Origin of the sequence: Nitrosomonas oligotropha, from assembly GCF_900106555.1 — a bacterium.
Taxonomy (GTDB): Bacteria; Pseudomonadota; Gammaproteobacteria; order Burkholderiales; family Nitrosomonadaceae; genus Nitrosomonas; species Nitrosomonas oligotropha_A.
Window position 1 is genome coordinate 1 of the sequence record NZ_FNOE01000013.1, and the last position, 17,890, is coordinate 17,890.

15 protein-coding genes are annotated in these 17,890 nt (G+C 47.8%); 7 read left to right on the forward strand and 8 right to left on the reverse strand.

Translation table 11 applies throughout. The annotated features are described in order from the left end of the window. The 3 genes from BLU57_RS08495 to BLU57_RS08505 form a co-directional block, all read right to left on the reverse strand. A partial coding sequence (locus BLU57_RS08495; RefSeq protein WP_218131656.1) for a hypothetical protein occupies positions 1 to 212 on the reverse strand: 212 nt, incomplete at its 3' end. A gap of 122 nt (positions 213 to 334) precedes the next feature. Beyond that, a complete protein-coding gene (gene nikR / locus BLU57_RS08500; protein WP_090319201.1) occupies positions 335 to 796 on the reverse strand; it encodes a nickel-responsive transcriptional regulator NikR in 462 nt (153 codons plus the stop codon). Between the two features lie 54 nt (positions 797 to 850). Next, positions 851 to 2,929, reverse strand: coding sequence for a TonB-dependent receptor (locus BLU57_RS08505; protein ID WP_256206215.1), 2,079 nt, complete (start codon positions 2,927 to 2,929; stop codon positions 851 to 853). Positions 2,930 to 3,070: 141 nt separating this feature from the next. Here BLU57_RS08505 and BLU57_RS08510 point away from each other — a divergent pair, with 141 nt between their 5' ends. The 4 genes from BLU57_RS08510 to BLU57_RS08525 are packed head-to-tail and all read left to right on the forward strand — an operon-like array spanning position 3,071 to position 7,083. After that, on the forward strand, positions 3,071 to 4,039 hold the full coding sequence (locus BLU57_RS08510) for a metal ABC transporter substrate-binding protein (RefSeq protein ID WP_218131657.1): 969 nt from the start codon (positions 3,071 to 3,073) through the stop codon (positions 4,037 to 4,039). Next, positions 4,017 to 4,838 carry a metal ABC transporter ATP-binding protein gene (locus BLU57_RS08515; RefSeq protein ID WP_090319204.1) on the forward strand — a complete coding sequence of 274 codons (822 nt, stop codon included), beginning with the start codon at positions 4,017 to 4,019 and terminating at the stop codon, positions 4,836 to 4,838. Before BLU57_RS08510 ends, BLU57_RS08515 begins: the two co-directional genes overlap by 23 nt. Further along, positions 4,838 to 5,674 carry a metal ABC transporter permease gene (locus tag BLU57_RS08520; protein WP_090319208.1) on the forward strand — a complete coding sequence of 279 codons (837 nt, stop codon included), beginning with the start codon at positions 4,838 to 4,840 and terminating at the stop codon, positions 5,672 to 5,674. Before BLU57_RS08515 ends, BLU57_RS08520 begins: the two co-directional genes overlap by 1 nt. Positions 5,675 to 5,718: 44 nt before the next feature. Next, positions 5,719 to 7,083 carry a diguanylate cyclase gene (locus BLU57_RS08525; protein ID WP_090319210.1) on the forward strand — a complete coding sequence of 455 codons (1,365 nt, stop codon included), beginning with the start codon at positions 5,719 to 5,721 and terminating at the stop codon, positions 7,081 to 7,083. A 25-nt stretch (positions 7,084 to 7,108) separates the two neighbouring features. On the opposite strand, the gene BLU57_RS08530 is transcribed toward BLU57_RS08525, so the two are convergent. From BLU57_RS08530 to BLU57_RS08550, 5 genes are all read right to left on the reverse strand, one after another. Next, on the reverse strand, positions 7,109 to 8,866 hold the full coding sequence (locus tag BLU57_RS08530) for a bifunctional ornithine lipid synthase OlsF (protein WP_090319213.1): 1,758 nt from the start codon (positions 8,864 to 8,866) through the stop codon (positions 7,109 to 7,111). Positions 8,867 to 8,987: 121 nt separating this feature from the next. Further along, a complete protein-coding gene (vapC, locus tag BLU57_RS08535) occupies positions 8,988 to 9,386 on the reverse strand; it encodes a type II toxin-antitoxin system VapC family toxin (protein WP_090319216.1) in 399 nt (132 codons plus the stop codon). Beyond that, positions 9,386 to 9,580 carry a type II toxin-antitoxin system VapB family antitoxin gene (locus BLU57_RS08540; protein ID WP_256206216.1) on the reverse strand — a complete coding sequence of 65 codons (195 nt, stop codon included), beginning with the start codon at positions 9,578 to 9,580 and terminating at the stop codon, positions 9,386 to 9,388. Before BLU57_RS08540 ends, vapC begins: the two co-directional genes overlap by 1 nt. Before the next feature lie 69 nt (positions 9,581 to 9,649). Then, the gene (locus tag BLU57_RS08545; RefSeq protein WP_090319222.1) at positions 9,650 to 10,414 is read right to left on the reverse strand and encodes an alpha/beta fold hydrolase; all 765 of its coding nucleotides are present in this window, start codon (positions 10,412 to 10,414) and stop codon (positions 9,650 to 9,652) included. Continuing rightward, positions 10,411 to 11,439, reverse strand: a complete 1,029-nt coding sequence (locus BLU57_RS08550) for a M14 family zinc carboxypeptidase (protein ID WP_090319224.1) — start codon at positions 11,437 to 11,439, stop codon at positions 10,411 to 10,413. The genes BLU57_RS08545 and BLU57_RS08550 overlap by 4 nt, the downstream gene beginning before the upstream one ends. Before the next feature lie 212 nt (positions 11,440 to 11,651). Here BLU57_RS08550 and BLU57_RS08555 point away from each other — a divergent pair, with 212 nt between their 5' ends. From BLU57_RS08555 to BLU57_RS08565, 3 genes are all read left to right on the forward strand, one after another. Next, positions 11,652 to 12,461: a UDP-2,3-diacylglucosamine diphosphatase gene (locus BLU57_RS08555; protein ID WP_090319227.1), complete on the forward strand. Its 810-nt coding sequence runs from the start codon at positions 11,652 to 11,654 to the stop codon at positions 12,459 to 12,461. A gap of 5 nt (positions 12,462 to 12,466) precedes the next feature. Continuing rightward, positions 12,467 to 13,393: a patatin-like phospholipase family protein gene (locus tag BLU57_RS08560; protein WP_090319366.1), complete on the forward strand. Its 927-nt coding sequence runs from the start codon at positions 12,467 to 12,469 to the stop codon at positions 13,391 to 13,393. Between the two features lie 295 nt (positions 13,394 to 13,688). Continuing rightward, a complete protein-coding gene (locus BLU57_RS08565) occupies positions 13,689 to 17,873 on the forward strand; it encodes an Ig-like domain-containing protein (RefSeq protein ID WP_176776400.1) in 4,185 nt (1,394 codons plus the stop codon). The last annotated feature ends 17 nt before the right edge of the window (positions 17,874 to 17,890 follow it).

Here is a 17,890-nt window from a genome sequence, read left to right on the forward strand (position 1 = left end):
AGGCCGTACTGCAACGTCTTGAACCGTTGGTTGGTACTATTACGCGGGACAAATTCCTGTAGCCTGGCTCGTTTCAGTACGTCATAAATCGTTGGACGGCTGACCTGGAAGCGTTCCGCAAAATGCGCTACCTTCCACAGCCGGGTTTGATATAGCTGCCAAATCTCCTGGCGATCCAATAATATTAAGCGAGTGCGTTTGTGTATCTTCATCTACAGTATTCTCCTGAATACTGTAAACAACGCCAGGAATTCTTACACCTAAGAGAATCCTGAATTTAAGCCCCGCCACTGAGCGGGGCTTTTTATTGTCCGGCGCGCAATCGATGTTATTTTTAAGTCATCGGACTGCTATGCGTATGCGAAGTGACGGAATGGGAATGCGGCTCTTGTTTCTGCTCGAGCGGAACGATATGCAGCTTGCCATGCCGTACTCCGTTGGTGGCGATCACCTGGTGTGCAAAAAGCCTGACATCTTGAATGGTGCCACGCAGAATCGCAACCTCAAGGCAATTATCGTGATCCATATGCACATGCATGCTCGACAGCGTTAAATCATGATGATGGTGGTATGCGGAGGTTACTTGACTGGCTAAATCTCTTTCATGGTGATTATAAATGTAGCTGAGTGTGGCAATGCAATAGCCTTTGTTGTCTTTTTCCAAGCGGGTGGATTCAAGGTAATCTCGCACCAGGTCGCGGATTGCTTCCGACCGATTATCATAACCGCGTGCTTGGGATACCTTATCAAATTGCTTAAACAATTGATCATCCATTGAAATAGTAAACCGTTCCATAACATTTCCTTGAATTTTCACCGGCCAGAGTCTATGACGGCCAGATTCCGGTAATTAAAAGTTTGCCACCAGATTAACACGAATTGAACGGCTTTCTATGGGATGAAAGTGTAAGTCCTTCACACCGGCGGCAGGTTCACCCGGTAGCCTTGATGCATAATAATAATCGATTGCATGGGCTTTGGAATTCAACAGATTAAATCCTTGCACGGCTACTTGCACATTTTTGCCGATTTTGTAGCCGATCTGCCCATTCAACGTAATTGTATGATTCGATTGCACGCTGTTATCTTCAATCAACGAGCGCTTGCCAAAATACCGCCACTGCATGTTACCAAACAACCGCCCGATGTTGTCCACCGATACCGCCAGCTTGCCGGCGCCTCTGATCGCCCCCGGTATATGGTCGCCACTCGGGTCGGGATCACTAAAATGTGCACGCGCCAGAGCATAATCCAGGTCGATCGTTAGCCAATCGGACGGCATATAAAACGCTGAGATTTCAAACCCCTCCCGCCGACTTGGGCGACTGGCTTCGGTAGTGCCGGCATCGCCGACAAATAATAACTCCGAATCCAGATCCAAGCGAAATACAGCCAAAGATGCTTGCAATCCGGGAATAATCCCGGTACGCACACCGGCTTCATAGCCTGTCGAACGCACCAGCGGGTTGACCCTATTCACCGGATCGCCGGATTTGGGATCAACGGTAGCCGTCGTGCCGCGTGCGTCGTTGCTATGAAACCCGCTACCGTAATTAACATAGAATTCGGTTTGCGCCCACGGTCCAAAAATCAGGCTGAGTTTTGGATTGGTCATGCTGTCATAGCGTTTGCCCGAATTAACATTGAGGCTGCTGTCGACATCGAACCAGTAGTAATCCGAACGTACACCGGCCACGGTACGGAATTTCTCCAACCATTGAATACTGTTTTGATAGTATATGCCTACACTATTTTCATTTATATGATCTCTTCGAGTAGTTGATAATGTCTGACGCTGCTTCGTACTGAGCAATCCATTGTCGATCACGTCATTTTGCAACTGCACTCCGGCTGTATTTTCGATTTCGAGCCCGCCGATTTTGTTGATCCAGAGATGATTGATATTCAGCGCAGACTGGAAGCGCTTATCGATTTGAGAGAATTGATCACCGTTGACGGGATCATCGAGAAAATAGGTAAAATTTGAAAATAGCGCCAGATTACTGTGTACGGTATAGAGATTTAATTGCGTGGTACCCAACCGGCTCACATGTTGCAATGCACCCGAAAGGCTGAAGCGATGCGATTCACCGCCATCACTGGGATCGATCGCCCCCAGCCTTGGAACGTAGCCATTCACAACGCCCCGGAGCGGAATCTGATCAGTGGAATTCCATTTTCCGCCATATCCCATTGCCGTCACATTAAACTTGGTCGGGCCACTATCCTGACTATAGCGCAACACTGCATTAAATTTTTTGAAATCTTCATTCTTAATCCAGGGACCGTCTTTGGTCAGCAGCTCCAGGGCATATAAAACATGACCTTTGCCGGTCTCATGCGATTTTGCTATCAATCCGCGCATAAATCCTTGCTGACCCAAGCCGTAGCTGGCGATGCCTTTCGGCAACTTGTCAACGTAGCTCATGCTGACTGCACCGGCTGAGGAAAAATCGCCTTGATTGGCATAATAAGGTCCTTTTACGTACTGCACATTACCACTCAATTCTGGAATGATGAAATTGGTATCCGACCAGCCCTGTCCATGCCCATGCGAGCGCTGATTGACCAGCATGCCGTCCACGGTAATGCGTAAGTCTGTGCCATGATCGAGATTAAATCCACGTAAGAAATATTGATTGGCTTTGCCTTCACCGCTATGCTGCGTAACGATCAAGCCGGGCACGGTTTCCAGCAATTCTCCCGGGCGATAAACGGTACGCGAATCGAGTTGCTGCTTTAGGACTGTACCCTCACTGGCGGAATTCGCAGTGCCGATCAACTCGCGCAAATTAGCACGTATAATCATTTCCTTAAGTGTCGGAACGCCTGCTGCATCGATTGAGAAAGGCATCCATGCCAATAACAAAATACTGTTACGGAAACTCTGCCGTTTCAATGTAAAAATTAGTTTTGTTCTCTTCTCCACACATTTTTCCTCGAAAAACTGCTCGTTTTCATGCACTAATGTGATATATCTATAAACTGGCTCAGGATCTAAGAATGTATGATAAATTGATTTTTTTTCATATTATCTTGCTATAGCGTAAGTACAAAGGAAAATTTCACAATGAAAAAATTAATGGATCGAATCGCCAGACTGCTTCTATACGGGTTCGCGCTGATGCTTTCACATTCGGCGCCAGTATTTGCGGTTGATGGAAAATTGAATATCGTGACCACCGTTTCACCGATTACGAATATTGTGCAGAATATTGGCGGAAGCCATGTCAAAGTAACCGGAATCGTTCCGGACGGAACCGATTCTCACACTTTTGAACCCCTCCCTTCCGATGTAAAAACACTGCAAGCAGCCAGCATCATTATTGTGAATGGTCTTGATCTGGAGTCGCCAACACTGAATCTGGCCAATAAAGTAAAAAATCCTGCCACACTCATTCTCCAATTAGGTAACCGGGCATTGACCGAAGCGGAATGGCAGTACGATTTCAGTTTTCCGCGTGAACAAGGGCATCCGAATCCGCATTTATGGCTCAATATTGCATTAGTGATGCGCTACGCGGAAATCGTCAAGGATCAATTGATCGCGATGGATCCAGTCAATACGGCAAGCTATCAGCAAAACGCAGCAATCTATCTGGCCAAACTGCAAAAACTCGATCAGGCGATTTTCAAGTGTGTTGAGAGCATTCCGGAAAACAACCGTAAACTCGTCACCTATCATGATTCTTTTGCTTATTTTGCGCCACGCTACGGCATGACCGTAATCGCGGCCATACAACCTTCCGATTTTTCAGAACCGGGCCCGCAGGAAGTCATCAGCATCATTAAGCAAATCAGAGAATCCGGCGTACCCGCGATCTTCGGTTCGGAAGTTTTTCCCAGCAAGGTGATGGCGCAAATCGCACGTGAATCAAAAGCCAAATTTGTCGATCAATTGTCCGACGACGCATTGCCTGCCGCGCCTAACCATTCGTTTATTGGCATGATGGTCCATAATATGACCATCATGACCGAAGCGCTTGGCGGAAACCCAACATGCGTGGCTAACATCGATGCCAGCAACATTCCCTTCTGATCCGCAAGTACACCATGCGGTCAAATTAACCGGCGTCACCGCTGGCTATGAGCACAATATCGTATTCGATAACCTTTCGCTGGAAATCGCCGCAGGTCAATTTGTCGGCATCGTCGGTCCCACAGCCAGCGGTAAAACCACGCTGCTTAAAATTATTTTGGGCTTGCATTCAGCGCACGCGGGCAAAGTACAATTGCATGACAGCACACCTGCAAATAAAGTAAAGCCGGGCGCCATCGGCTATGTGCCGCAACTGGGCAGTGTCGACTGGAATTTCCCGGTAACCGTCGCAGAAGTAATTACGATGGGGTTATACACCAATGGCCGTATTTGGCCCTGGCTCAGTGGGCAGGAACACGCACGCGTGCGCGATCTTGCACATCGATTGAACATCGACAATTGTTTACAGCATCATATTAGCGATATATCGGGCGGCCAGCGGCAGCGTGCATTTCTGGCGCGCGCGTTGATCAACAATCCCAAACTGCTGATACTCGATGAACCGACTTCCGGCGTGGATATCAAGACGCAACATGAGGTATTGCATTTATTGAGCGACATCAACCGGGAAGGCATCAGCATCATTCTGACGACGCATGACCTGAACGCAGTGGCCTCTCACCTGCCATGGATTATCTGTTTTAACCGGGGAATTGTGGCGCAAGGCCGCCCGCGCGACATTTTCACGAATGAAATCATGACCCGGACTTACGGCGGTGATATTGTCATCGTAAAGTACCAAGGTCACTTACTCATCGCCAACAGCACACCGCTCAATTTCAACGGCGATAATCAGTAATGGAGTTTCTGCTTGAACCGCTTGAGTATGAATTTTTTCGTCATGCCTTGCTCGCGGCCTTCATGATCGGCGCATCCAGTGGACTGATCGGCGTTTATGTCGTGCTGCGCGGCATGAGCTATGTCGGTCATGGACTATCGCATGCGGCAATTGGCGGCGCAATCGTTGGTATCACCCTGAATTTGAATTTTTATACGGGTGCATGTGCAATGGGGCTGCTCGCGGCGCTGATCATCAACAAAATTACAAAAAATAATAAAATCAAACTCGATGCCGCTATCGGTATAGTCACAACCGCCATGTTTGCGCTTGGTGTGGCGATTGTCAGCAAAATGCGTAATTTCAAGCAGAACTTCGAAGCGGTATTATTCGGCAACATCCTCGGCATCACCGGTGAAGATTTAATGATCATTGGATTGGTTACTTGTATCACACTGATTACAATGTTCTTTAGCTACCGCGCACTACTCTTCTCCACATTTGATAGCGAAGCGGCGCAGGTATCCGGTATCAAAACGGCGCCGGTCCAATTGCTATTTTCCTTGTTACTGACACTTTCCGTGATTGCATCCTTGAATGTAGTTGGCGTCACCATGGTTGCTGCCACACTCATTGCACCTGCGGTCACGGCGAGAATGTTGACCGATAGCTTTAGCAAAATGATCATTTATTCCATGTTCTTGGGTGCGATAACCGGCGTAACCGGCATGTATCTCAGCTATATTCTTAACGTGCCTTCCGGCACAACCATCGTGTTATTCAGCGCACTGGTATTCAGCCTGTCGTTATTGATAAAACCGGCGCGCAGCCTCAAAAAACGATTATCGCTTCCCTAACGCCCAGCGTCTTTCCAGCAGCTCCGCTCAAAGAATCGAGAGTTATGTCGCTATATAGTTCACTTTTATTTGCGGCATGTTCGATTCAACCAACACCGGCCCATTCGGGTAACAAGGAGCGCAAGAATATGGAAGGATTGATTGTTGAACCATCCAGGACTTATCAAAAACTTCTCTCAACCGCGATTGAATCAGGCGGACTCGGAACCCGGCAGGTTTCAACCGGCAACGAAGCATTGATTCTGCTCAAACAACAATCTTTTGATCTGGTATTTATCGCGACCCATCTGCAGGATATGGATGGCCCAATGTTTTCGTCGCAACTCCGCGCCGATTCCCGTACCCGGCAAATTCCGCTGGTGATGATTACCGCAAACGACAATAAGGAATTTCAGGACGAAGCATTTTCAGCCGGGGTAACAGAAATATTTTCCAAGCACGAACTGGATAAAATCACCAGCTACACCGTGCAGTTCTCGAGAAAACGATGCAACAAGGCCATGAGCGGTCGTATTTTGTATCTTGAAGACAGCACATCCATGGCAAGCGCGGTGACTACATTGCTCACCGAATGCGGTTATACGGTAGATCATTTCAGTAGTGGTGAAAAAGGATTGCTGGCGTTGCAAGACAATGATTATGATCTGGTGTTAGCCGACACTTTATTGAAAGGAAAGCTCAATGGCCACGGTATTGTCAAAGCGATCCGCAATCTTGAGAATGATAAAAAGGATGTGCCGCTACTGGTTTTCTCGGTTCTGGACGATGTTACGCGTAAAGTTGAGCTGCTGCGTTCCGGTGTGAATGACTACGTCAGTAAGCCACTCATCCAGGAAGAATTGCTGGCGCGAATCAACACGCTGATCAGCCATAAGAAACTGCTCAATAAAGCAATCACTCAGCAGAACCGGATGCACGAGCTGGCGATGAAAGATCCGCTCACCGGTTTATACAATCGCCATTTTCTGCTGGAGACGGCGCCGTCAAAATTGCGTGAAGCCGCCCGGCACAGCATTCCATGCAGCTTGATCGTGGCCGACATCGACCGGTTCAAAACCATCAATGATAACTTCGGTCTCGCTAGCGGGGATAAAGTATTAAAAGAAGTTGCTGCGACACTCACCGGATCCATTCGCAGAGAAGATATCGCGTCACGTTATGGTGAGGAAGAATTCGCCTTGCTGCTGCCACATTGTGATCTTGCTGGTGCGGCAATGATCGCCGAAAAAATACGCCAATCCATCGAGCACCTGCAACCTTCTGGCATCCATGTCACTGCAAGTCTGGGCGTTGCCGAACTGCAGTTCAAAACATCCGATGGCTTCTCCGATCTATTGAAAGCCGCAACGGAAGCGGTCGATCGTGCTAAATCAAACGGATGCAATCAAGTTTCCGTACATCATCCATAAACAATCGCAAGTATCAATCGAACCGCTATGCGGAATTTCGCTTTAGTATGGCGGCTTCGTGGCTCTCAATATAGCGTTGATGTTTCTTTTCCTTGATGGCGCCGACATGCACCAAAATTAGCGCGTCCACACAGTTGGAAAATTGCGGATCGATATTAAAACCGAGGAACTCGCAACCGCCCGGCTCGCATAATTCCACGTACTGCTTATACAGAACCGGCACTTTAACCCCGGCCGCATCCAACTTTTCTTTCAACAGTGCATACGCTTGCTTGTATCCCGTTTCATCGGTAGCTTTGCCAAACCTTGCGAAATCCGCTGCTGCATTGAATTGAAACGGAAGCCTGGGCGCGGCCAACTGATTGTCATTGCCGCACAGTTGCTGATAGAAATTTGCAATCGTCTGCTGAGCCGCTTCCGGTAGCGCAGTGCTCATCGACACCGGTCCGGTCATATAGCGAATTTCCGGGTGCTTATACAGATAAGCGCCAATGCCGTACCACAAATAATCCAGGCTGCGTTTGTTCTGGTAGCGCGGTTGAATGAAACTGCGCCCAAGTTCTATCGAATGTTCCAGATACGGCAGAAATGCCGGGGTGAATTTGAACAAGCTATGCGTGTACAACCCATCCGCACCGCGTGCTTTGAGAATTTTTGCCGCTTCACCGATACGATACGAACCGATAATCTCCAGTTCGTCTTCGTCCCACAATATCAAATGACGGTAATAACGGTCATAGCTGTCGATATCTAGTGTGTTGCCGGTGCCTTCCTGCACCTGACGGAAAGATAATTCGCGTAAACGGCCGATTTCACGCATCACGCTGGAATTCGGCATGTAGTCAAACAGATAAATATGCTTGCCATCCTGGGTTTTCCCGATGAGTTGGGAGGCTTTTAACTCCTTGCGGATTAACTTGGTGCGAACGGGGTGAATTATGTTTTCAATCGGTTTGAACAGCTCTTTCTTCTTCCTTTCGCCCAGTAAATAAACCTGCTTGCGCATCAGTTTCGCCACAGCCTTTTTAGACAAATCCATTGCCGCAATCGATTCCCATGGAATCGGCTTGCCGATACGGAACGAAACCTCACCGCCTTGCTTATTGAACATTTCATTGACCAGCATCATCGTGCCAAGCGGTCTGTAGATACTGGATAGACCGTAAAACATCGCGGAATTTTTACCACCGATATGAACCGGTACAATCGGCGCTTTGGTTTTCTTGGCCAGCGAAATAAAACCGGATTTCCACTTGCCGTCACGCACGCCCAGCGGGGAAATACGCGATACTTCACCGGTGGGAAACACAATCACCGCTTGTTCAGCTTCCAATGCCTCGATAATCTGATTCATGTTGTCACGGTGCTGCGCAACTTTGGAAAAATTATCCACCGGCAAAAACAGACTTTTCAGTGGATCAATACAATCCAGCAAGCTCGTCGCCACAATCTTCACATCGGCGCGAATCTCCGACACCAGCTTCAACAGCGCCAAACCATCCAAGGAGCCGAGCGGATGATTGGCTACAATCAACACCCGCCGCTGATCGGGAATACGCGCCCGGTCTTTACTGGAAACCTGAAACGAAAAATTGAAATGCTCCAGCACCGCATCGTTAAATTCCAATCCCTCCAAATGCCGATGCGTCTCGATGAAACGATTGATCTCATCCTGATGCAGTAACTTCTTCAAAAACGAAGAAGCCGCTTTCATCAGCGGCTTGTCGCTTTGCGTATCCGTGCCTGGAAAATAATCTTTCAACATCGCATCGACATCCAACATAAAACCGACTCCATTACGGGAATTGTATGCTGATGAAGATATAGGATTAATGTGACAAGAAAATGACAGTTAGCCTAAGATTCTCTAACAAATCATTCCAGTGAAATATTGACGTTAAAAGTCACAAAACCGACGCATCTTTCAGCCTCAGATTGTCAACATATGGGACAAAATCACGATCTGAGAAAAGCAAAGGTGTTTTGGTTTCGATGCAGTACGTGGCGATGAGGCAATCGATGGTTTTTCTGATGGTAATGCCTTGCTTTCTGAGCGTGCGATAGTTTTGGGCCGATTTAATTGCCAAATCACTATTGCAAATTTGCACGAGTTCAAGCTCTGTCAGTAGTGATTTTGCTATTTGGTAATCTTTGTCGCTTCTAAATCCTTGCAGCACTTCAGCCAGAATTAAATCTCCAACGATGATCACCGTGCTGGACAGATAATGATCGAGTTTTTCGGTCTGACTGCTAATTTTGCCGTTGAAAAAATCCACCCATACACCGGTGTCGACCAATACCATCAATCAGTTCTCATCTCATCGAGATTACCATCCCATTCCAGTTTACCCCGATGCCGCTTGATCTCTTCTTGTTTTTTTATTCTTATCAAAGTTAACAGGCCGAGTTCTACGGCTTCTTTTTTGGTCTTTGCGCCGGTCAGCTTGATGACTTCATTCATCAGTTCGTCGTCAATAACAATATTGGTTCTCATCATACCTCCATGTGTATGGTTGCACTCTATTTTACACATAGAATATAGAATACGCATAGGGTTCACTCGTTGCTATTGGCTGGATAGCTCGCTTATCGCTGTATCGAACCAATGCCTGATGTTTTGAGCCAACCACTCCGGTTCATCCAGCGGCAAATCATGCCCGGCGGATTCATGTTCAATATAGTCAGCACCCCAAGTTTGCGCCAGCTTACGGCTACAGCGGTAATCGACCAACCGGTCTGCTCGACTGGCGACGACCAATAGCGGTTGCTGCGGTTTTGTGGTGACTAAAAATTTCATGGCAGCGAGGAATTGGTTTCTGGCACTGGCGGGCGTTACCGGGTTTTGCCGTTGCCATTGCTGCCAGGATTCGAGCAATTTTTTATCGTGTTGATGACGGTTGGAAGTCAATCGCAGAATGCCCGATTCTCTTTGCGCAGCAGAATGAAGAATCAGCGGCAGAACATGCGGATAAGCTGTCCAGCGTAAACGGTGGTAAAACGGTGATAGTGGTCTCGCACTGGTATTGATCAACACTGCGGCTTCAATTTCGGCGGGATAGCGCGTCATCCAATCGATGGCCATCATGCCGCCCATCGACAAAGCAATCAGCCGGATTGGTTGAGTTGAATTGATTTGCTGGTGCAACGCGCCGGTCATAGCGGCGATGGTGTCCGGGCTAATTTCATGATTACGCAAGCCATTGCCGGGAATATCCGGTGTGCTGATCAGCGCAGCAGGAAATTGTTGTTGCAGTTGATCGGTAAATTTTCCCCAATGCCGCGCTTCGCGCCATAAGCCGCGCAGCAACACGAAATGCGGCGGATGGTTCATGGATACCACAGCGCCAGCGCCTGTTGTTCCAGTTTTTCCGCGTCACTTTGATTGATCCAATTTTGGTATGACAGCGTGGCGTGCAGCAAAAATTCCATCAGGATCAAATGGCTTCTCAGCACACGATTCAGACGGTGCGGTTTGATCGGGTGATACAGGCCAAGCAATTGACGCAGCTGCAGCGGATTCTTGCGGATCCAGCGCCACGATCCCATTTCCAGCGTCAATGGCAGAAAAACATTGTTCTGTTTCAATGACTCTAAATACAAAAAATCCCACAAGTCGCCATGCACCAGATAGTGCTGCGATTGCGGTTCAAATAAATAGTCCTGGTGCGGATAGGTTTGCATGAACAGGTTGCGCAAATAGCAGACTTCCTTCAAATGTTTGATCGGCTCGCAGCGGCTGCGGGCATAAGGAAACCAGATCTGATTGCGGAAACCGAAACCGGAATGGCAGTCGAGCACGAGGCTGAATGGCGCGGGCAAGACTTCCTGCGTGATGAAATCGCACAGTGCTTGCGCTTCGGGTTGCATGGGTTCATTGGTTTTTCCGCGATACCACGGCAAAGCGGATGAAATCCGGTGCCCACCAGCGAGCAGGATGGTTTTTTCCTGACTATCGACCGGCGCGTTGCGCATCAAATCGACACCCTGCCCGTTCGCGCGGGTTTTATTCAGCATGCCGGCCGGATTGACGAGGGGTAGAAAATGAATGCGCACGCGTTGCAAAATCTCGGCCAAAACCCGGTCCCACTTCAAGCGCTCCAGCAAACCTTCCAGGAACGCGATGACAACTTGCGTGCCGATACGCTCTAAGCCATGAATCCCGCCGACATACGCCACGCATGGCACATCCGGCGCACGATTACCGAGCGTCAACGCATACACCGGCAACTCAGCAGCACCATACGGCACTTGGCACAGCACTTGGTGGTGCAGATACGCCGCATTGCCTTCTTGCAGAATGGTTTCAATCTGTTCGAGTTCCGGAAATGGTTGTTGAATCCTGGATGGCGCGCGCATTGTTGATTAAGAAAGTGTTGCCGGAGTCCCGGTTGCGATAAAAAGCCCATGTTACTCGAATCATTTCATTTGCAGCAAAGAATCACTGCAAAAACGGCCCTCTTTCTCTTTTTTCACAAAGATTTCATCAATATTTAACAAATGCTTCAAAGAAGCTTAACAAAATCGCTTTATGCTGCACTGCCATCACCAATCCATTTAAAAAGGCATTTATGATTAAGAATAAAGCCCCCATCAAGGTACGCAGTGTTTGGATTTCGGATGTGCATCTCGGGTTTCGCGGTTGCCAGGCGGAAGCATTGCTGCATTTTCTGCACTCGGTTGAAACCGATTATCTCTTCCTGGTCGGTGATATCGTTGATTTCTGGAGCATTAAAAAGAGCCCCTACTGGCCGCAACATCACACTAATGTGATCCGCTCCATCCTGGGTAAAGCCAAGCACGGCACCAAAGTGATTTATGTGCCGGGCAATCACGATGAAGCGTTGCGCGATTGTATCGGTCACGTCTTCGGCAACGTCGAGATTCACCAGGATTACGTGCATACCACCACGGATGGTAAGAAACTGCTGGTCATGCACGGCGACGAGTTCGACATGATCGTTAAAAACAGCCGCTGGCTCGCTAAACTGGGCAATATCGCCTACGATACCCTACTGGATATGAATCACTACATCAATCGGTTGCGCAAATTCTTCGGTTATTCCTACTGGTCGCTCGCAGCCTACTTGAAGCTGAAAGTGAAGAACGCGGTCAGTTATATCAGCAGTTTTGAAGACGCACTGGCGCATTTGGCCAAGGATCGCGGTGTCGATGGTGTTGTATGCGGTCATATCCATCACGCGGAACTGCGGGAAATCAATTCAGTGCTGTATTGCAACGACGGCGATTGGGTGGAAAGCTGTTCTACCCTGTTGGAGCATCTCGATGGTTCGCTGGAACTGGTTTTTTGGGCTGAGCGGTTTGAGCAGCACAAAAATCTCGTGCACGCAGAATTGCTGGCCAGTAAAAGAGCAGCTTGATTCATTTGAAACACTCACTGCCAATTAAAACCATTCTAAGCCTGGACGGCGGCGGCAGCCATTTGCTGATTCAGTTAAGCGTATTGGCCTGCCTGGAAGAAGATACCGGCGTTGCCACGTACGATTTGTTCGATCTAATTGCCGGTTCTTCTTCAGGCGGATTGATCACCTGCTTGATCCTAGGACGGCAATTGAGCGCAAAGCGCATAATCGAAAAAGTTGTGCAAGAAAAATTGCTGGAAAAAATAATGTCGGAACACCGGTTCGGCCGTTTATTGAACAAATTGCAAGTTCGCCCGAAGTATCAAGGCATTCCGAAAAAACTGACGTTGCAACAGGAACTGGGTGATTTGAAACTATCGTCGCTCAGCAAACAGATTTTTATTCCCTGCTTCAATCTCAATCAGGATCAGCTGGAAATTTTCACCAATGACAGCGAGCCGGATTTTTTACTCAGCGAAATCGCTGATGCCTGCACGGCCGCGCCATCGTATTACCCGCCGGTGCAAATGCAGGATGGCGGCTGGCGCATCGATGGCGGTGTCGGCATGAATAATCCCGGATTCAATGCTTATCTCTACGCGCAACGCTGTTGGCGTCAGCATCATATCAAACTGCTTTCGATCGGCTCCGGCTGGCGCAGTTTTGCAATCAACGGTACGAAAGCTTGCGGATACGGTGGCGTGCAATGGTCAGCGCAAGGCATTGCATCGATCATACTCCGAGAAAAGATGAAGACCAATGTGAAAACAACCGCGGAAATATTAGGCGATCAAGTGCTATACATCAATCACCACTTGAAAGATTATGACATGCCGGATCACATGGATTCCGCCAATAACGCGGTCGTACAGCAAAAAGCGCTGGATATAGGCAAACGCTGGTACGCCCTGCAGCGCGAACAAATTCAGCAATGGCTGCAACCCGCGTAGCCACAGCAACCTTATCCAGCCAGCTGCAAAATTCTTTGTCCGGCAGATTGAGAAAGCCAAGATAACAGTTGATCAAAAGCGCTGTTGCTTCTTCACATCCGCGTTAACTTTACGCTTCGCAAAATTATCTCATAATCCAAATTAACTAATCACTCAAATTAATTAATTTTAAAAGTGATTTTTCTCACAGTAACTGATATTTAATTTAGGGTATACTGCCGCGGCATTTTAATGAATGCAATAGTTTATCCTAATGAGACAAATAGTTACTACCACCTTTCAGGGAGAAAGCACGATGGCTGCTAATTCGGCGAATCAGAAAGCAAATTCATTTGAGCAAAATTCCAAAGCTCAGAATGACAGTTTCACGGATTTAAACAACAACCGTGACAGCTTCATACTTAATGTGCTGGCAAATGATCAAGGTGGCTTATTAAAAGTATTATGGTCTCTGGACGAAGGCAGCGGTACCTGGAACGAACCCAGCGATTTGTTGACCCGTGATAATTACGACGCGATTAACTATAGCGAGCTAGGCGCGCAGATTTCGATCACCAAATTTGGTACCGTTTCTTACGTTATTACACCGGAATTGCAAGCAAAACTTAAAGATCTATCAACCGGCGAGAGCTTAACCGATACCTTTATCTACGCCATGAAGGTCGGTCAAGGCAATAGCCCGCTGAGCTGGGCTAAGGCAACAGTGACACTCAACGGACTGAATCATGCGCCGGAACTGACCGGAACGACTGCCATTCTGCCGAATGGAACGGAAAACACCGGCTATGAAATCCTAACAAGCGATTTGCTGAAGGGTTTCACTGATGCCGATAAGGATGAAATAACAATCAAGAATCTGTTGGTTACTCATGGTACGCTGACAGAAACCGCAACCGGCTGGATCTTCACCCCGGAAAGCAATTTTTCCGGCGATGTCGAATTAAGCTATGACATTGTGGATGGTCATGGCGGAAGCCTGGGCGCGACGCTCAAATTCACACTTGAACCTGCATTTCTGGACACGGATCCACCCGCTCTATTATTTTCCGAACCTGCTGATGACTCTGCGGCAGTTCCTGTTAATGATAATATTGTTTTACATTTCAACGAAGTAGTCGTACCGGGATCCGGTAATATCATTGTTACTAACGGCACGGATACTCGCCTCATTGCTGTCGATGATAGCAACCAGGTGATATTTAGCGGCAGCAAGGTCACCATTAATCCCAGTGCCAACCTGGTGCCCAACACCGCTTACCATGTCGAAATGGCCAGTGGCGTACTAGCCGATCTATCCGGAAACCCTTACACTGGAATGAGTGACTCATCAACGCTCAACTTTACAACAATTGCCGATACCGTTCCACCGGCTCTAAATTGGAGTTGGCCATTTGACGGGCAGCTATTCAAGGCCAATGACAATATCACCTTGGTTTTCAATGAAGAAATCATGGCAGGGACCGGCAACATCATCATCAGCAACGGAACTGATACCCGAAGCATCGCAATTGACGATGCCGGCCAAGTAGCTATCAATAACTTCACCGGACTCGGCACCGCCAATGGCGGCATGATCACCATCAATCCTACAGAAGATCTGATTCTTAATTCTACCTATAGCATCCAGATTGCCGCTGGTGTGGTTACCGATACATCAGGTAATGCTTGGGAAGGAATCAGTGATGCGCTGAGCTTTAATACGGTGGGGTCTGGTCCACTTTTATCTTGGAGCAATCCGTGGGACGATTTCACCGATTTTCAAGTGGACAGCAATATCGAGTTATCCTTCGATGAGGCAATTAAACCGGGTACCGGCAATGTTATCATCAGCAACGGCTCGGATACGCGCACCATCTCGATCAATGACAGCAGCCAAGTAATATTTGATGGTTTTGCGAATGTAATCATTAATCCAACAACCAATCTGGTTCCCAATACCCATTACAGTATCAAGATCGATAGCGGTGCCATCACCGACCTGGAGGATAACCCTTACACTGGAATCAGCAACGATACGACACTTGATTTCTCTACAGTCACGACCGAGCCTCAGCTGAATGGCAGCTATCCTAGTGATGATTCCACCGGTTTCCAAGTAGATAAAAATATTGAACTCTTTTTTAATGAGCAGGTTAAGTCTGGCAGTGGCGGCAATATCATTATCAACAATGGTTCCGATACACGCACCATCGCTATTAATGATGCCAGTCAAGTCAGCTTTGATAATTCCAATAGAGTTGCCATTAATCCAACTGCCGATCTGACCCCCAATACTCATTACAGTATCAAGATCGATAGCGGCGCCATCACCGACCTGGAGGGTAACCCTTACACTGGAATCAGTGACGACACATCGCTTGATTTTTCTACAGTCACAGGCGAGCCTCGATTAACCGGAAGTAATCCTTGGGATGATTCCACCGGGTTCCAAGTGGATAAAAATATTGAACTCTATTTTAATGAACAGGTTAAGTCTGGCGGTAGCGGCAATATCAATATCAGCAATGGTTCCGATACACGTACAATCGCTATTAGTGATGCCAGCCAAGTCACTTTTGACGGTTATAGTGGTGTAATCATCAATCCAACAACCGATCTGGTCCCCAACACCCATTACAGCATCAAGATCGACAACGGCGCCATTACCGATTTGGATGGCAATGCTTATGCCGGTATCAGTGATGAAACCACACTCGATTTTTCGACAATTACGAGCGAACCTCGTCTATCTGGTAGCAATCCTGGAGACAATTCCACCGATTTTCCAGTTGACAGTAACATTCAGTTATCCTTCAATGAAGAGGTTAAAGTCGGTAGCGGCGGCAATATCGTTCTTAGTAATGGCTCCGATACACGCACCATTGCGATTAATGATGCCAGCCAAGTCACTTTTAGCGGAAGTAAGATGATAACCATCGATCCGACTGCCGATCTGATTCCCAACACTAACTACAGCATCAAAATCGACAACGGCGCCATCATCGATCTGACCGGTAATCCTTACGCCGGAATCAGCGACGACACCACGCTCAACTTCTCCACCGTCACCACCGAACCACGTTTATCCTGGAGCAATCCTTGGGATGGGTTCACGGATTTCCAGGTTGACCAGAATATCGCTTTGTCCTTCAATCAGGCAATTAAGAGTAGTGGCAGTGGTAACATCATTATCAGCAACGGTTCCGATACACGTACCATCTCGATCAGTGACAGCAGCCAAGTTGCATTCGATGGTTACAATAGCGTAATTATCAATCCAACTACCGATCTGATCCCCAATACGCATTACAGCATCAAGATCGACAACGGCGCTATCACCGATCTGGATGGTAACCCTTACGCCGGAATCAGCGACGAGACCACGCTCGATTTCTCCACAACCACGAGCGAACCTCGGCTAACCGGAAGTAATCCTTGGGATGATTCCACCGGTTTCCAAGTGGATAGAAATATTGAACTCTATTTTAATGAGCAGGTTAAGTCCGGCAGCAACGGCAATATCATCATCAGCAATGGTTCCGATACACGCACCATCGCCATCAATGATGCCAGTCAGGTCAGTTTTGATAATTCCAATAGAGTCGTCATTAATCCGCTAGCCGATCTGATTCCCGACACGCATTACAATATCAAGATCGATAGCGGCGCGATCACCGATTTGACCGATCATGCCTACGCCGGTATCAGCGATGACACCGCGCTTGATTTCACCACCATCACGGGCGAACCTCGTCTCGATGGCAGCATTCCTGGTGACGATTCCATCGATTTCCAAATTGATCGGAATATCGAACTCTATTTCAATGAACCGGTTAAGCCTGGCAGCAGCGGCAATATCATCATCAGTAACGGTTCCGATACACGCACCATTTCGATCAATGACCGCAGCCAAGTCACATTCGATGGTTACACGGCTGTCATCATCAATCCAGCAACTGATTTGGTCCCTAACACTGACTACAGCATTAGAATCGATAGTGGCGCCATTACCGACTTAATCGGCAATCCTTATGGTGGTATCAGTGACGATACGTCGCTTAACTTTACGACGATACCTAGCAACCCTCTGTTGACTAGCAGTTCACCGGTGGATAATGCCAGCGATGTTGCAGTGGGTGACAACATCGCCCTCTATTTCAACGAGGCGATAAAACCGGCAATCGGTCACATTGTGATCAGCAGTGATTCAGATACACGGACGATTTCAATCAATGATTCCAGTCAGGTTACTTTCAGCAGCAGTAAATTCGGCGGCAATCAAATCATTATTGATTCGGCAGCCGATTTGGTTCCCAATACGACTTACCATATTGAAATTGATGCCAGCGCGATCACCGATACCGCCGGAAATAATTACGCGGGAATCAGTGATGACACTACACTCAATTTCACGACAGCTGATAGTGCTGGATTTTCTCTGGCGACACCGTTAGTTGTCGGCGTATCAAGTTTTGACGAACAGTTTTTTCCAGTTCTCTAATACCTAAGCTGTATCGT

What these genes read in the sequence shown, in the direction of transcription:
- nikR (WP_090319201.1), bottom strand. Translation starts at nt 796, where the DNA reads ATGGAACGGTTTACTATTTCAATGGATGATCAATTGTTTAAGCAATTT.
- BLU57_RS08520 (WP_090319208.1), top strand. Translation starts at nt 4,838, where the DNA reads ATGGAGTTTCTGCTTGAACCGCTTGAGTATGAATTTTTTCGTCATGCC.
- BLU57_RS08525 (WP_090319210.1), top strand. Translation starts at nt 5,719, where the DNA reads ATGTCGCTATATAGTTCACTTTTATTTGCGGCATGTTCGATTCAACCA.
- BLU57_RS08510 (WP_218131657.1), top strand. Translation starts at nt 3,071, where the DNA reads ATGAAAAAATTAATGGATCGAATCGCCAGACTGCTTCTATACGGGTTC.
- BLU57_RS08545 (WP_090319222.1), bottom strand. Translation starts at nt 10,414, where the DNA reads ATGAACCATCCGCCGCATTTCGTGTTGCTGCGCGGCTTATGGCGCGAA.
- BLU57_RS08565 (WP_176776400.1), top strand. Translation starts at nt 13,689, where the DNA reads ATGGCTGCTAATTCGGCGAATCAGAAAGCAAATTCATTTGAGCAAAAT.
- vapC (WP_090319216.1), bottom strand. Translation starts at nt 9,386, where the DNA reads ATGGTATTGGTCGACACCGGTGTATGGGTGGATTTTTTCAACGGCAAA.
- BLU57_RS08550 (WP_090319224.1), bottom strand. Translation starts at nt 11,439, where the DNA reads ATGCGCGCGCCATCCAGGATTCAACAACCATTTCCGGAACTCGAACAG.
- BLU57_RS08555 (WP_090319227.1), top strand. Translation starts at nt 11,652, where the DNA reads ATGATTAAGAATAAAGCCCCCATCAAGGTACGCAGTGTTTGGATTTCG.
- BLU57_RS08515 (WP_090319204.1), top strand. Translation starts at nt 4,017, where the DNA reads ATGCCAGCAACATTCCCTTCTGATCCGCAAGTACACCATGCGGTCAAA.
- BLU57_RS08540 (WP_256206216.1), bottom strand. Translation starts at nt 9,580, where the DNA reads ATGATGAGAACCAATATTGTTATTGACGACGAACTGATGAATGAAGTC.
- BLU57_RS08530 (WP_090319213.1), bottom strand. Translation starts at nt 8,866, where the DNA reads ATGTTGGATGTCGATGCGATGTTGAAAGATTATTTTCCAGGCACGGAT.